Here is a 15,177-nt window from a genome sequence, read left to right on the forward strand (position 1 = left end):
CCACCAGCGCCACCAAAGCCGCCTTCAAACGCATTATGTCCCATACGGTCATACATGCTGCGTTTTTCGCTGTCCGATAAAATCTCATAAGCTTCAGAAGCTTCTTTAAATTTTTCTTCAGCCTCGGCATTGTCAGGGTTTCTGTCAGGATGATATTTCATCGCCAATTTACGATAGGCTTTTTTGATCTCATCATCACTTGCGGTTTTTGAAACGCCTAAAACCTCATAATAATCACGTTTAGCCATGTTTGGCGGTGCTCCTCACGGAAATTTTATCAATACTCTATTGCCGACTAAATGGGGGGCTTTAGCCGAATTTACAAGGGGAAAACTTTCAAAAAACAGATATATTAAAAAACTGCCTTATTTTTTAAATATTTAGACAAGCCTTTTAACCATGCATTTAATAAAAATAACCAAGCAATAGCGCTAAAAACTACACCAGCAACTGTTGAAGCCGTTACCCAAAGGTTGCTATCCCATGCAAAAAAGAAGAGAGGAATAAACCAGACCACAGCAAAAACTGACATGAGGAGGAATAGAATACCATTGCGCATAATCCATAGCGCATGAGCATGAATCCAAACTTCCGCATCATCCACAACAGCTACTTTACGAGCGACCAGATAAGCAAAGGCCGCAAAAATAACCGTAAACAATGCAAGAAACATGAACGCATAAGAAATTACAATATAACGGCGATGCTGTTCGATATGGTCTTGCCCCATCTGTATTTCACCTCAATTCACTGCATTATGCCTATTTTTTATGCAGCGAAATAATCCTGTATTTTTTGTGTAAAGACAGGTGCTACTATATTGGACTTTTCAATATTTCGCACCTTTATTCACAAAAAATTTATGTATTTTATGCTGTTTTTTTCACCTTAAACCACGCTGCATACAATGCAGGTAAGAAAAATAATGTCAGCAGGGTAGCAACAATGAGTCCGCCCATAATCGCAACAGCCATTGGACCGAAGAAAATACTCCGCGAAAGAGGGATCATGGCGAGTACTGCTGCCAATGCCGTGAGAATGATCGGACGGAAACGGCGTACTGTTGCATCAATAATTGCTTCCCACGTTGGATGCCCTGCCTGTCTGTCTTGTTCAATCTGATCAATCAGAATGAGTGAGTTACGCATAATCATGCCGGATAAGGCAATGGTTCCTAGCATGGCAACAAAACCAAATGGTTTATTAAACAAAAGTAAGAATAAAACAACGCCAATTAAGCCTAATGGTGCAGTCAAAAATACAATTGTTGCCCGAGACAAACTCTTCAGCTGAATCATGAGTAATGTCATGACCACTGCCAAAAAGAGTGGCATACCGGCATTGACCGAACTTTGTCCGCGTGCCGACTCTTCCACTGTTCCCCCCACTTCAATGAGGTAGCCACTTGGCAGCTCAGCGCGTAACTTGTCCATTGATTCAGCTAACTCTCCAACAACGGTAGCTGGCTGTAAATTGGTACGAATATCTGCACGAACAGTAATTGTCGGTAACCGATTACGGTGCCAAATCAGACCATCTTCAAATTTGTATTCAATTTTCGCAATCTGGGCTAAAGGTACAGTTGTTCCATTCGCTGTTGGTACTGCAAGGCTCGCCAGTGAAGCTACTTCAACGCGCTCAGCTTTATCACCACGTAATCGGATTTCAATCAGCTCACGCTTTTCACGGTATTGCTCAATCGCACTACCTGTAATTGAGGCGTTTAAGAAGTTGGCTAAATCGAGGCTGGACACACCCATTTGTCGAGCACGGTCTTGATCAATTTGAATTGAAATAATCTTGCTTGGCTCACCCCAATCCAAATGCACATTGGTGGTATTCGGGTTTTCACTAATTACCCTAGCAACCTGCTGTGCTTCTTTACGTACCAGATTTAAATCTTCACCTGACACACGATACTGCAATGGATAACCAACAGGTGGGCCATTTTCGAGTAATGACACGCGAGTACGGACTTGTGGGAGCAACTGCTTAATTTGGGTTTCTAAAGAACGGCGAATTTCATCACGATCATCAAGCGATGATGCCAAAACAACAAACTGCGCAAAGCTGGCTTGCGGTAATTGCTGGTCTAGAGGTAAATAAAAACGTGGTGAACCTGTACCGACATAGGCTACATAATTATCAATGCCTTTTTGTTTAGACAGGAATTGTTCAACCTTTTTCACCGCTTGCTCTGTAGCGGTTAACGATGCGCCTTCTTCGAGTTTTAAATCGACTAAAATTTCAGCGCGGTTTGAAGGCGGGAAAAACTGCTGTGGCACCATCTTAAACATGAGTACAGACAGCACAAAAATCCCCACCGTTGTTGCAATCACGGTTTTACGGTAGGTCACACAAAACTCGACCATTTTCCGAAAACGTAAATAGAAACTAGATTGATAAGGATCGTAATGGTGGTCCTGTGAAATGGCCACAGTTTGCGGTTGCGGTTTTTTAGTTATTCTTGCCCATAAACGGACATACCAAGGTGCTTGATGACCTGTCTTGGTAAAATCAGGTAGTAGTTTTTCACCCAAATAAGGTACAAATAAAACTGCGGCAACCCAAGACACCAATAAAGCAATCGTCACGACCTGAAAGATAGAGCGTGTGTATTCACCTGTACTGGACTGAGCCGTAGCAATAGGTAAAAAGCCTGCGGCGGTAATTAATGTCCCCGTCAACATCGGAAATGCTGTTGTTTTCCATGCAAATCCGGCGGCCTTAATTCGGCTAAACCCCTGCTCCATCTTAATGGCCATCATCTCGACAGCAATAATGGCATCATCTACAAGCAGGCCCAAAGCTAGAATTAGAGCACCAAGCGAAATCTTATGCAGACCGACATCAAATAAATTCATGCCAGCAAAAGTCATTGCTAAAACCAAAGGAATGGAAAAAGCGACGACTAAACCCGTCCGGAAACCTAATGAGAAAAAGCTCACTAACAAGACAATAATGACTGCTTCAGCAAGTACTTTGACAAACTCATGGATACTACGTTGTACCGCTACCGGTTGGTCAGATACTTTTTGTAGTTTCATACCTAGAGGTAATGTTTTTTGCAGTTGGGCAAATTCAGTTTCCAGATTTTTACCTAAGGCAATAATATCGCCGCCTTTACGCATAGATACGGCAATACCAATACCATTGTCACCCATAAAACGCATACGCGGCTGAGCAGGTTGGCTAAAACCACGGTAGACATCAGCAACGTCACCAAGCTGAATGGTTTTATCGCCTACCAGTAAAGGCATTTTTTTAATGTCATCTACGCTTTGTAGTTGGCCACTTACTCGAATTTGAATACGATCCGTTCCAGTTTCAAAAAAGCCTGCACTTGCCATGCTATTTTGCTTTTGCAGGGCTTCTTGTATGGCAGAAACAGGAATACCGAGCTGAACCGCTTTAGTGTTTGAAATTTCAATCCAGATTTTCTGATCTTGCAGCCCAATTAGCTCAACTTTGCCTACATCTTTGACTCTCTGTAGTTGTAATTGCAAACGATCGGCATATTCTTTCAAAAGCGCATAGTCAAAGTCTTTGCCTGTCAGTACATAAATATTACCGAAGGTATCGCCAAATTCATCATTAAAAAATGGACCTTGCACCCCACTTGGGAGTTCATGGCGAATGTCATTGACCTTCTTCCGAACGTTGTACCAAACATCAGGAATCTGCGCAGAAGTGAGAGAATCTTTAGCAACAAAAGTCACCATCGACTCGCCTGGACGGGAATACGCCATAATCTTGTCATACTGACCTGTGGTCATCAGTTCCTTTTCGATACGGTCCGTAACTAAAGTAGAAACTTCTTTGGCTGTTGCCCCTGGCCAGTAGGTTTGTACGACCATGACTTTAAAGGTAAATGGCGGATCTTCACTTTGTGAGAGTTTTGAATAAGAAATTGCACCAATAATGCCTAGCAAGAGCATGAAATAAAGGACAATACCTTTATTGTTCAGTGCCCATTCAGAGAGATTAAATTTCATGGTTATTTGGCTCCCTGAATTTTCACTGCACGATTTTCACGATCAATCGGGTGAATCTTCTGTTTATCGCGCAGCAAGTGCACACCACCAATCACAACCCAATCATTTGGTGTTAAACCCGATAATACCGGCACGCTATCTCTGCCATAAGCACCAATCGTTACAGGCACTTTACGTAAGGTCTGATTCGCATTCACTACCCATACATAAGGTTGGTTATCTGTTGCAGATATACTCGAAAGTGGCACACTCATGACATTAGTTTGAGTCGAACTAAAAAATACGCGTGCACTTTGTCCCAGCTGAATAGCAGACTGACCTTCTTTGAGTGCTACCTTAACTGTGAACGTACGGGACTGATCAGCAGCTGGAGAAACTTCGCGTACATATCCAGCAAATCGTTCGTTCGGTTTAGACCACAAAGTTATCCATGCCGCTTGGCCAACTTTAATCTCGCTAACTGCTTGTTCCGGTACGCCGATGACCACTTCACGTTCACCATCTATTGCCAGTTGATAAGCCGCTTGCCCTGCTGCAACCACCTGTCCAATTTCAATATTACGCGCTGTAATCACCCCGTTTTTATTAGAAACAAGTTGGTTATAACCAGTCTGGTTGGCAGAAACTTCATAATTAGAACGAGCTTGTTGTAATGCTGCCTGAGCCGCATCATATTGATTTTTTACCGTATCGTATTGCGAACGGCTTACGGCATTTATGGGTAATAATTGTTGAAACCGCTTAAGCTCATCTGAGGCTGTTTTTGCTGCTGCCTGTGCGTTTTCTAATTGAGCTTTGGCAGCATTTAATTGTAGCTGTGCATCCGCCACATCGAGTTTTGCTAATACTTGCCCAACTCTAACCCGGTCACCTACATCCACATAGCGAGCCGTAACTTGTCCACCCACCCGAAATGCCAAGGCAGTTTGTTGTCGAGCCTGTACATCTCCAGCATAGCTTTTCTGTTCGTGAAGTGTGGTTGAAGGCTGGGTCACCATTACATAGGGTATTTCTTCTGTTTTGGGAGCCTCTTTACTACACCCCGTTAATGTGACCATGCAAACAATCATCATACTCATGATGAGAGGTTTTAACAGATTCATATCTTATCGCTCTTATTCAAACTGGTTTTTTAAGGCACAATATATTTGCATCATAGTTTGTTTGTTTTTTAATTAATATACCCGCTGGTACATTAATTAAAGAAAAACTTATAAGTATTTATTTTTATATAGTTTTATTAGAGGGTTTCGTGCAAACAGTTAATCAAAGTGGTCGCCCCAAAGATCTGGAAAAGCGTGCTCGTATCTTACAGGCCGCTAAAGCTATTTTTTTAAAGTCCGGTTATCACGGTACCAGCATGAACCTGATTGCACAGGAAGCAGGCGTTACTAAACTCACGGTTTATAATCACTTTCAAGACAAAGCAAACCTGTTTATCTGTGCCATTACAGAAACTTGTGAAGAGACTCTAGGCACTAAACCATTTGAATTAGATGCATCGGCAGACTTTTATCAAACACTTTATATGGTGTGTTCACGTGCCTTGCAGATTATTTATTCCCCCGAAGCACTTAAACTCGAGCATGTATTATTTGAACTTGCAGCAGAGCAAAGTCCACTCGCCCTACAGTTTTTTAATGCATCCCATACCCGTCTGCAAAATCAGTTAGTTGAGTTTTTTCAAAAAGCTGCTCAATTAGGTTTTATTCAAGCCGATGATCCGCTATATCAAACAGAACTGCTTTTGACCTTATTGCTTGGTGTACGCCATCACAAGGTTCTACTTAGAATTATTCCTGTACCGAATGCTCAAGAGATAGATCGGTTTATTCGGGATGCTATTGATTTATTTCTACTCAAATATCGGCATTAAACCAAAGTCCGATTGCCAAAATTTGCAACGGGTGCATGTCGACTTTTAAAGCGTTATAAGCGATTTAAATGTTATTTTTTAAGCAAAAATTCACATTTTCTTACGCTCAAAGCTTGGAATGTTCGTTAATCGCGCTATATTCGAAAAGAATAAGAACAGGAGAAAATAGCATGGTTCAGCAAATCGATGCGCCACTGCGTGAGGATGTCCGCTTACTTGGCAATTTATTAGGTGAAACCCTAAAACAGCATGCAGGACAAGAACTGTTTAATCAGATCGAGCAAATCCGTGCTCTTGCCAAAGGTGCACGTGATGGTCAAGCTGAAGCCGAAAAGCAATTAGAACAATTATTTTTAGAATTGCCCGATGAAGAGCTATTGCCTCTTACCCGCGCTTTTTCTCACTTCCTCAATTTTGCCAATATTGCTGAGCAATATCATGTGGTACGTAGCCGCAGACAGGCAGAGTTTGATCCGGATGCAAACTCCCCGAATCCCCTTGTTCACTTATTTAAAAAGTTTAAAGATAAAAATATTTCGACAGAAAAACTGTTCCAGCAAATTTGTGATCTTAAGATTGAATTGGTACTTACGGCGCATCCAACAGAAGTGAGTCGTCGTACCCTGATTCAAAAATATGACGATATCAATGCTTGTCTATCACAACTTGATCAGCAAAAACTTACTCCGCGTGAACGTCAAAATGCTCTTGCCAACTTAAAACAACAAATTAGTTCGGCTTGGCAAACAGATGAAATCAGGCAGCACCGCCCGACCCCGGTAGATGAAGCAAAATGGGGCTTTGCCACAATTGAGCAAACGCTTTGGAATGCTGTTCCTAAATTTATCCGTGAGCTAAATGAACTGGTTCAAGACAATTGCCAACAAAACTTACCACTTCATATTGCTCCGGTACGTTTTGCATCTTGGATGGGTGGAGACCGTGATGGTAACCCGAACGTTACTCATCAAATTACTCAAGAAGTATTGTGGTTATCACGCTGGCAAGCTGCCGACCTCTATCTAAGAGATATCGAAAACTTACGTTGGGAACTATCAATTCAGTCTTGTTCCGAAGAAATGGTTCAAGCCATTGGTAGTCCTCATCCAGAGCCTTATCGTGAGTATCTACGTGCAACACGTGAGCGTTTAAAAGCAACTCGTCATTGGTTAGCTCAGCGCCTACAAGGCTTAGAAGCTGATGACAGCAATGTCATTAAAAGCAAAGATGAACTGTTACAACCATTATTGCTGTGCTATCGCTCTCTAATTGACAGTAATCTGCCTGAAATCGCGAATGGTCAACTACTCGACTTTATCTACCGTGTGAACTGTTTTGGTATTGAACTGCTTAAGCTCGATATTCGCCAAGAATCAGGCCGTCATCGCCAAGCCATTTCAGCAATTACCGAATACTTAGGTCTGGGTAATTTTGAGTCATGGACTGAACAAGCGCGCCAAAACTTCCTTATCCAGGAACTCCAAAGCAAACGCCCACTACTACCGAAGTATATTAATGAGCCAGAAGGTAGTTTGATTGGTCACCCAGATGTACAAGAAGTATTTGCAACCATGCGTACTTTGGCAGACCAACCACCTGAGTCTTTAGGGGCTTATATTATTTCTATGGCTGAATATCCAAGTGATGTTTTAGCTGTATTGTTATTGCAAAAAGAAGCCGGTATTCAGCATCCTTTACGTGTAGTGCCTTTATTTGAGACTTTAAAAGACTTAGACGGCGCAGCAACTACCATGAATACGTTGTTTAATATGCATTGGTATAAGCAGCACATTCAGGGTAAACATGAAGTCATGATCGGCTACTCGGATTCAGCAAAAGATGCCGGTTTCATGTCTGCTAACTGGGCCCAATACCGTGCTCAAGAAGAGTTGACTGCAATTGCTCGTAAACACGGCGTACAGTTGACTCTGTTCCACGGTCGTGGCGGCTCAATTAGCCGTGGTGGTGCTCCAACGCAACAAGCACTCTTTTCGCAACCACCGGGCTCAATCTCTGGTGCAATTCGTGTGACAGAACAAGGTGAAATGATCCGCTTCAAATTCGGTCTAGAAGGTATTGCCATGCAAAACCTTGAAATCTATACCGCAGCAACGCTTGAAGCGACATTATTACCACCACCAGAGCCTAAGGCTGAGTGGCGTGAACTTATGAACCGTATGACAGATCATTCTGTGAAGGTTTATCGTCAAACAGTGCGTGAAAACCCGCATTTTGTGAAGTATTTACGGACTGTCACTCCTGAGCTTGAATTACAAATGTTGCCGCTAGGCTCACGTCCGGCAAAACGTAAAGTAAGTGGCGGTATCGAGTCTTTACGTGCCATTCCATGGGTATTTGCTTGGACACAAATCCGTTTGATGTTACCTGCATGGTTAGGTACAGGTGCAGCGATTAATGAAGTGATTGCCGATCAGCAAAAAGCAACGCTTGATGAAATGCTTCAGCAATGGCCTTATTTCCAGACACTCATTGATATGCTGGAAATGGTATTGTCTAAAGCCGATGCCAATATTGCACTCTACTACGAGTCTCATTTGACTGAAGATGAAGACTTAAAAGTGCTTGGCAATCAGTTACGCCAACGTCTAAAAGATGCTGTGGAAACCTTACTTACGTTAAAAGATGAATCAAAACTATTAAGCGACAATGAAGTTTTGGATCAGTCTATGCAAGTTCGTAAACCGTATTTACTGCCTTTGCATCTTTTACAAGCTGAACTCATGAAACGCCGCCGTGATTATCTTGCTGAACGTCAGGCAGAGCATACCCCTGTTGACCATGCACTTATGGTAAGTATTGCCGGAATTGCTGCTGGTTTACGTAATACAGGCTAAGCTCATTTTACTAACTACTTTCTTAAAGCAGTGCATCTTGGATGTGCTGCTTTTTACTTGCAAAATTCCTTGTTTTTCTCAAATTTTCCTCGATTTTTCATTTTTTAGAATATTTTTTTAAAAATCATAAAATTAATTTTTATCAGAAAAAAACACCTAATTCCTTATATTTAGAATTTATAAAATTATACCGATCGTTAAAAAATAATTACTTTTCACTTTCATATTCAATACAAGAGATTAAATGCTTTTACAAGAAAGAGTATCATTGCACCAATTAAAGAATAATGAGCTTATTTTATGTCCAACTGGTTTCCCAAATGGCAGCCTTACCAAGGTGATGTTGACCATCGACCGGTCTCTACCAATGAATATCTCCCTCCAGTTCAAAGTGCTATTTTAGGTGTCCAGCATGCATTTGCCATGTTTGGAGCAACTGTTTTAGCACCTTTACTCATGGGCTTTAACCCTAACCTTGCTATTTTAATGTCAGGTATCTGTACCATCCTGTTCTTCTTAATTACGGGTGGTCGTGTTCCTAGTTATTTAGGATCGAGTTTTGCCTTTATTGGTGTTGTTGCAGCAGCTACGGGGCATATCACAGGTTCAGGGGCCAATCCAAATCTTTCTATTGCGTTGGGTGGGATCGTAGCGTGCGGTATCTTTTATGCACTCATCGGTTTTATTGTCATGCTCACGGGTACACGCTGGATTGAAAAACTTATGCCGCCTGTGGTGACTGGTGCAATTGTGATGATTATTGGTCTCAACCTTGCCCCTGTTACCATTAAAGGCGTTGCAGGCCAACCATTTGAAATGTGGATGGCCTTAATTACTGTACTTTGTATGGGCAGTATTGCAGTTTTTACACGAGGCTTATTGCAGCGTCTACTTCTATTGGTAGGTTTGATCTTGGCTTATGTAATCTATGCGATTGCGACAAATGGTCTAGGTTTAGGTAAACCGATCGATTTTAGCCAGATCTCACAAGCTTCGTGGTTCGGTATTCCAAGCTTTTCACATCCTACTTTTGATACCAAGGCTATTTTAATTATTGCACCAGTTGCACTGATTTTAGTAGCAGAAAACTTAGGTCATATCAAAGCAGTAGGTGCAATGACTGGAGAAAACCTAACTCCACAATTAGGCAAAGCCTTTGTCGCTGATGGTTTAGCTACGACACTTTCTGGTAGTGTTGGCGCGCCAGGGATGACGACTTACGGTGAAAACATTGGTGTGATGGCAGTCACTCGTGTGTACTCAACCATTGTATTTGTGATTGCAGGCATCTTTGCTATTTTCTTAGGTCTATCACCAAAATTTGGCGCTGTCATTAGTACCATTCCAAGTGCAGTTCTTACAGGTGCATCTATTGTGGTATTTGGCTTAATTACCATTGCCGGTGCAAAAATCTGGATTGAAAACAAAGTCGATTTTTCTAACAATAAAAATCTGATTGTGGCTTCAGTAACCATTATTTTGGGTGCTGGAAACTTTGAATTATTGTTCGGTAATTTCAATTTAGGTGGTATTGGTACAGCAACGTTTGCAGCCATTATTTTAAACTGGCTGTTTAGTTTAAAAGATAAAACCTAAATTCTAAAAGGCAGCGCAAGCTGCCTTTTTTCATTCCGATTTAGTATGATGAATTTTTGCATTTCAATACGTTCCTATCATGCGTTTTGATTTTTTTGATTTACAGCTGGTTCTTCATATTGTCTCGACTGGTAGCCTCACCAAAGGCGCTGACCGCTCTGCGATTTCACTTCAGGCGGCGAGTGAACGTATAAAAAAACTTGAACAGTATTTTGAGACCCCCTTATTTATTCGCCAAACCACAGGTGTAGAACTCACTACAGCTGGACATGCATTTGTAGAACATGCTCGTCAGCTTTTAGCTCAAAAAGATCAACTCGAACAAGAAATGCAGCGGTTCAGACAGCCGACAACAGAAGCATTAACACTTTGGTGTAACTCATCTGCTCAAAGTGAATATCTACCTACGTTATTACCGCAATATTTGGTGCTTCATCCAGAAATGAATATCGATTTGCATGAAGCAGAAAGTTCAGAAATTGTAGATGCATTAACCCAAGGGATTGCAAGTCTTGGCCTAGTCTCGAGTTTTTTCAATACCCGACATTTGCAAACTAAAGAGTTTGCAAGCGACCCATTAGTACTTATTTGCCCTGTGACACATGAGTTAGCCCACTACAAAGAGCTAAATTTAGTAGATGCTTTAAGCTATGGTTTTATTGGACTCAAATCGCATCACTCTTTACAACAGTCCATTGAAACCCAAGCCAAATTATTAGGTTTTAACATACAGTATCGGTTGCGCTTACCTAACTTTGGCGCAATTGTCGAGGTAGTCGCTAAAGGTGTAGGAATTGCGATTATGCCTGCCCGTGCTGCACAGCGCCTACAATCGGACTATGATTTTCATTCAATTCAACTGCTAGGCGCATGGGCAAACCGTAAACTACTTTTGGCCACACAAAGTTTCAATCAGTTGCCTAGTAGTTACCAACAGTTTGCAGACTTTTTATTGCAACATCGTCCTTAAAAATTAACTTAATGCAAAATCATATAAAGTCCTAATGACATCAAGCCTATAAAAAAGATACGGCGAAAAATCTGCTCATTCAGTCGATAGCGGATTTTTTTACCGATCCACATTCCAATGAGCGCAGCTAACAACGCAGCGAAAGATAAACGATAGTCCAGTGTTATCCCTGACATCGGGTTATGGTGTAAAAACACAGCAAGGCAAATGGTAGAGACTGTAAACGTTAATCCTAAAGCCTGTACCAACTCATCACGTTTTAAATGCAAAGACTGCAAATACGGCACAATAGGAATAATAATAACGCCTGTTGCTACAGTCACTGCCCCGCCGATATATCCAATAATGGGTGATAACCAGCGCTCATGCTTTCCTAAATGCGGAAGTTTCTTCACACATAGGCCATAAAGCCCATATAAGGCCAACATGCAACCTAATAAAATTTCACTACTTTGACCATGACTTTGACTTAAGGTAGGTAGAAAACTCCATATTGAGCCCACCACAATACCTGCGAGCAACGTCCAGAAACGGCGAATAAAAGCCCAGACATGTCCTTCAGCAAAAAGCTGCCAGACGTTGGTGACCATTGAAGGAACAATTAAAAGAGATGCAGCCTGAAAAGGACTCATTGCGATGGTGAGTAAGCCCATTGATACCGCAGGCAAGCCTAAGCCGATCATGCCTTTAATCATGCCCGCAAAGGCAAACACCATCATAATAATTGCTAGAAATGTCACTGTTTATCTCCGATTCCCTACAAGGTTATGCTACGGAAAAAACAGGCTTTGCCCTATTCTTGTTTTTAGGAGTAGGCCTCAATTAGAAGTTGAGGCCGTTTTGTATTTTTCTTCTAAAACATTGCTAAAAATACTTTCAATCATCCAAACCCGATACAGGCTATTAAATACATAGCTTTGCCCATCGATACGCAACTCTAAAACCGGCAAATCAGGTTGATGCTTGTCTTGGCAAAGTGCATCATTTTGCGCTAAAACCGACTGTATATCCTGTTCAGTTAACTGCTCAATACCCAGTTGCTGCTGTAACTGTTGGAAATGCTTCTGGAAAGATAGATCTTTTCCTTTCGTCCAAACAGCCTGCAAAATAGTGAAAATTGTATCAAGTTGCTGATTTTCCGGCACACTATAGAAAAGCTTTGCCATCCCAAGCGTACTTTCTTCTGTAGGTCGGCAAAAAGGTGTAAAAGCAACCTCGGTACGTTTAGACACACGTGTTGCCAAGCTCCAGTCAAACCAGTCTCGGCCCCGATAACTCAAAGGATAAACTTTTAGCTGAATATCATAATAGTCTGCGAGCTCTTCTTTAATATAGGCAAGCAACAACCAGCTCATCGGGTCTTCTAAAGCGATAAATACATCAAGTTCAGGATGCAAAGCCTGAATTTCATTTAACGCCTCAGCATCATTAATCAAATGTTCACGCCATTCGATATGATTAATTAAAAATATCGGATTACCTGTCAGTAACTTTTGTTGTTTTAAACGTCGGGTTAAACGTAATAAATCATCTACTGCATGATATTTACGTCCACCAAACTCAAAGTATGCCGCTCGAACAGGTTCATCCGTAAAAATACGTTCTGGAAAATGCTGAGGAACCTGATGCTTGACCGCCATGGCATGTAGAGTACGCAATTTTCCATATTGCTGTTGCCAAAGCATGTGAAAGATATCTTCAAGTAAATGTAAGAAGTTCTGACCTTGTAGTGGGGTTCTTTTTAATATGACAGCGGCTTGTTTTAAAGATTCTGGACTTGGGATTTCTGGAAACTCATCAAAAGCAAACCGGTGCTGATTTGCTAAAATTTTGGCATCATTTAAACAATAATGCTGCCACTCCTCATGCGTCATGCTATTTGGAGGTTCAGAAGCCGTATGGGAAATAATAATTTTTAAAGGTTTAAGTTCATCACTTAAAATTTCATCTAGCTGAGACAATTGCTGAACAGCCAGATAGCTATACACATCATCAAGTCGTAAATAAATACTTAAACCATTTTCCGTGGGTAACACCGCTTGACGAGAAGGCTTTTGGTAAAACCAGCTCGATCGGATAGGGTCAAACCAACGGCGTAGCAGTGACATGAGTAGTGCCTCTAAAAATAAATCCTAAGCGAGATCAAAAGTTATTTTGATCATAGTGCAAGGTGAAACAGTAGTCGAGATAGAAAAATGACTACCTAAGTTCGCGCAGAAAATATGTCATGTTATTTCGCGAGTTTCTGCGTAGGTGAAGATTTTATCACCATTTTATGGCAAACCCATAGAATGATCTGAAACCACCTTTTTCTACAAGCGGATTTTTTTTACCAGACATAAAAAATGCACCCTTAACATGATAACAATTCATCGTGTTAATGGGTGCATGTTTCCTACTCAATTATTAAAATTGAATATTTTATAGAACGCGTACAGCTCCTTTTGCTGCACTTGTGGTATGCATTGCATAAACTTTTAACGCTTTTGATACCTTACGTTTACGTTCTTCCTTCGGATGCCAACCTTTCGCTTCTTGAACTGTACGACGGTGCGCCAAAGTCGCATCATCAATATTCAAGTGAATGGTACGGTTTGGAATATCAATTTCGATGGTATCGCCATCTTCAACCAAACCAATCGCACCGCCTTCAGCAGCTTCTGGCGAAACGTGACCAATTGAAAGACCTGATGAACCACCAGAGAAACGGCCATCTGTAACTAACGCGCAGTCTTTTCCTAAACCTTTCGATTTAAGATAGCTGGTTGGGTAAAGCATTTCTTGCATACCCGGACCACCACGTGGACCTTCGTAGCGAATAACAACCACATCACCAGCTTTAATTTCATTGCCTAAAATTGCTTCTACCGCTGCATCTTGGCTCTCAAAAACTCGTGCTGAACCTGTGAATTTTAAAATAGATTCGTCAACGCCCGCAGTTTTTACAATACATCCATCAAGCGCAATGTTGCCGTAAAGAACAGCTAAACCACCATCTTTAGAGAATGCATGTTCTGCATTACGAATCACACCCTTTTCACGGTCGCCATCTAAAGTTGAGTAGTAACGGTTTTGTGAGAATGCAACTTGAGTTGGAACACCACCCGGAGATGAACGGTAGAACTCATATACCTCTGGATCTTCAGTACGGATAATATCCCACTTATCTAATGCATCTTTTAATGTTTTTTCATGTACGGTTGGTACAGATACATCAAGTAGATTCGCACGATCAAGCTCGCCTAAAATGGCCATGATACCGCCTGCACGATGTACATCTTCCATATGTACGTCTTGTTTTGCTGGTGCTACTTTTGAAAGCACTGGTACTCGACGTGACAACTCATCAATATCGTCCATCGTAAAATCAACTTCAGCTTCATTTGCCGCAGCTAACAAGTGAAGAACTGTATTGGTTGAACCACCCATGGCAATATCAAGTGTCATCGCATTTTTAAAAGCAGCTTTAGTGGCAATTGAACGAGGCAAAATACTTGCATCATTTTGCTCATAGTAGCGTTTGGCCAATTCAACAATAAGCTGACCTGCTTTTAAGAATAATTTTTTACGGTTTGCATGCGTTGCAACGATAGAACCATTGCCCGGTAACGATAAACCTAGCGCTTCTGTTAAACAGTTCATTGAGTTCGCAGTGAACATACCTGAACACGAACCACAAGTTGGACATGCTGAACGTTCAAATTCTGCAACTTCTTCGTCTGTGTAGCTGTCATCAGCTGCAACAACCATAGCATCTACAAGGTCAATTGCTTTTTCATCACCGCGGAATTTAACCTTACCTGCTTCCATTGGTCCGCCAGACACAAATACCACAGGAATATTTAGACGCATCGCAGCCATCAACATTCCCGGAGTAATTTTGTC

11 protein-coding genes are annotated in these 15,177 nt (G+C 41.5%); 4 read left to right on the plus strand and 7 right to left on the minus strand.

Going from position 1 to position 15,177, the window contains the following annotated elements:
- The 4 genes from C1642_RS19300 to C1642_RS12590 all read right to left on the minus strand — a co-directional run.
- On the minus strand, positions 1-248 hold a 248-nt coding region (locus C1642_RS19300), incomplete at its 3' end, for a DnaJ domain-containing protein (protein WP_228153863.1).
- Positions 249-352: 104 nt separating this feature from the next.
- The gene (locus tag C1642_RS12580) at positions 353-730 is read right to left on the minus strand and encodes a hypothetical protein (RefSeq protein ID WP_000529425.1); all 378 of its coding nucleotides are present in this window, start codon (positions 728-730) and stop codon (positions 353-355) included.
- 139 nt (positions 731-869) lie between these two features.
- Positions 870-3,995, minus strand: coding sequence for an efflux RND transporter permease subunit (locus tag C1642_RS12585; RefSeq protein WP_021510258.1), 3,126 nt, complete (start codon positions 3,993-3,995; stop codon positions 870-872).
- A 2-nt stretch (positions 3,996-3,997) separates the two neighbouring features.
- Positions 3,998-5,098 (minus strand): efflux RND transporter periplasmic adaptor subunit, encoded by a 1,101-nt coding sequence (locus C1642_RS12590; RefSeq protein WP_029424039.1) that lies wholly within the window; start codon positions 5,096-5,098, stop codon positions 3,998-4,000.
- A gap of 149 nt (positions 5,099-5,247) precedes the next feature.
- On the opposite strand from C1642_RS12590, the gene C1642_RS12595 reads away from it, so the two are divergent.
- The 4 genes from C1642_RS12595 to C1642_RS12610 all read left to right on the plus strand — a co-directional run bounded on the left by C1642_RS12595 (position 5,248) and on the right by C1642_RS12610 (position 11,292).
- Positions 5,248-5,871: a TetR/AcrR family transcriptional regulator gene (locus C1642_RS12595; protein ID WP_001195322.1), complete on the plus strand. Its 624-nt coding sequence runs from the start codon at positions 5,248-5,250 to the stop codon at positions 5,869-5,871.
- 170 nt (positions 5,872-6,041) lie between these two features.
- Complete coding sequence (gene ppc / locus C1642_RS12600; RefSeq protein WP_000250585.1) at positions 6,042-8,726, plus strand: phosphoenolpyruvate carboxylase; 2,685 nt, start codon at positions 6,042-6,044, stop codon at positions 8,724-8,726.
- A 300-nt stretch (positions 8,727-9,026) separates the two neighbouring features.
- On the plus strand, positions 9,027-10,322 hold the full coding sequence (locus C1642_RS12605) for a solute carrier family 23 protein (RefSeq protein WP_002057504.1): 1,296 nt from the start codon (positions 9,027-9,029) through the stop codon (positions 10,320-10,322).
- A gap of 79 nt (positions 10,323-10,401) precedes the next feature.
- Positions 10,402-11,292, plus strand: coding sequence for a LysR family transcriptional regulator (locus C1642_RS12610; RefSeq protein ID WP_001209849.1), 891 nt, complete (start codon positions 10,402-10,404; stop codon positions 11,290-11,292).
- Positions 11,293-11,300: 8 nt separating this feature from the next.
- Here the strand turns inward: C1642_RS12610 and C1642_RS12615 are convergent, their stop codons facing one another.
- The 3 genes from C1642_RS12615 to ilvD form a co-directional block, all read right to left on the minus strand.
- The gene (locus tag C1642_RS12615) at positions 11,301-12,032 is read right to left on the minus strand and encodes a sulfite exporter TauE/SafE family protein (protein ID WP_000143321.1); all 732 of its coding nucleotides are present in this window, start codon (positions 12,030-12,032) and stop codon (positions 11,301-11,303) included.
- Positions 12,033-12,110: 78 nt separating this feature from the next.
- A complete protein-coding gene (locus C1642_RS12620) occupies positions 12,111-13,400 on the minus strand; it encodes a hypothetical protein (RefSeq protein ID WP_000055250.1) in 1,290 nt (429 codons plus the stop codon).
- Between the two features lie 313 nt (positions 13,401-13,713).
- On the minus strand, positions 13,714-15,177 hold a 1,464-nt coding region (gene ilvD / locus C1642_RS12625; RefSeq protein WP_103236399.1), incomplete at its 5' end, for a dihydroxy-acid dehydratase.

The sequence above is a fragment of the Acinetobacter sp. AKBS16 genome, assembly GCF_002899995.1.
Lineage (GTDB): Bacteria > Pseudomonadota > Gammaproteobacteria > Pseudomonadales > Moraxellaceae > Acinetobacter > Acinetobacter baumannii.

What these genes read in the sequence shown, in the direction of transcription:
- C1642_RS12580 (WP_000529425.1), bottom strand. Translation starts at nt 730, where the DNA reads ATGGGGCAAGACCATATCGAACAGCATCGCCGTTATATTGTAATTTCT.
- C1642_RS12585 (WP_021510258.1), bottom strand. Translation starts at nt 3,995, where the DNA reads ATGAAATTTAATCTCTCTGAATGGGCACTGAACAATAAAGGTATTGTC.
- C1642_RS12590 (WP_029424039.1), bottom strand. Translation starts at nt 5,098, where the DNA reads ATGAATCTGTTAAAACCTCTCATCATGAGTATGATGATTGTTTGCATG.
- ppc (WP_000250585.1), top strand. Translation starts at nt 6,042, where the DNA reads ATGGTTCAGCAAATCGATGCGCCACTGCGTGAGGATGTCCGCTTACTT.
- C1642_RS12605 (WP_002057504.1), top strand. Translation starts at nt 9,027, where the DNA reads ATGTCCAACTGGTTTCCCAAATGGCAGCCTTACCAAGGTGATGTTGAC.
- C1642_RS12610 (WP_001209849.1), top strand. Translation starts at nt 10,402, where the DNA reads ATGCGTTTTGATTTTTTTGATTTACAGCTGGTTCTTCATATTGTCTCG.
- C1642_RS12620 (WP_000055250.1), bottom strand. Translation starts at nt 13,400, where the DNA reads ATGTCACTGCTACGCCGTTGGTTTGACCCTATCCGATCGAGCTGGTTT.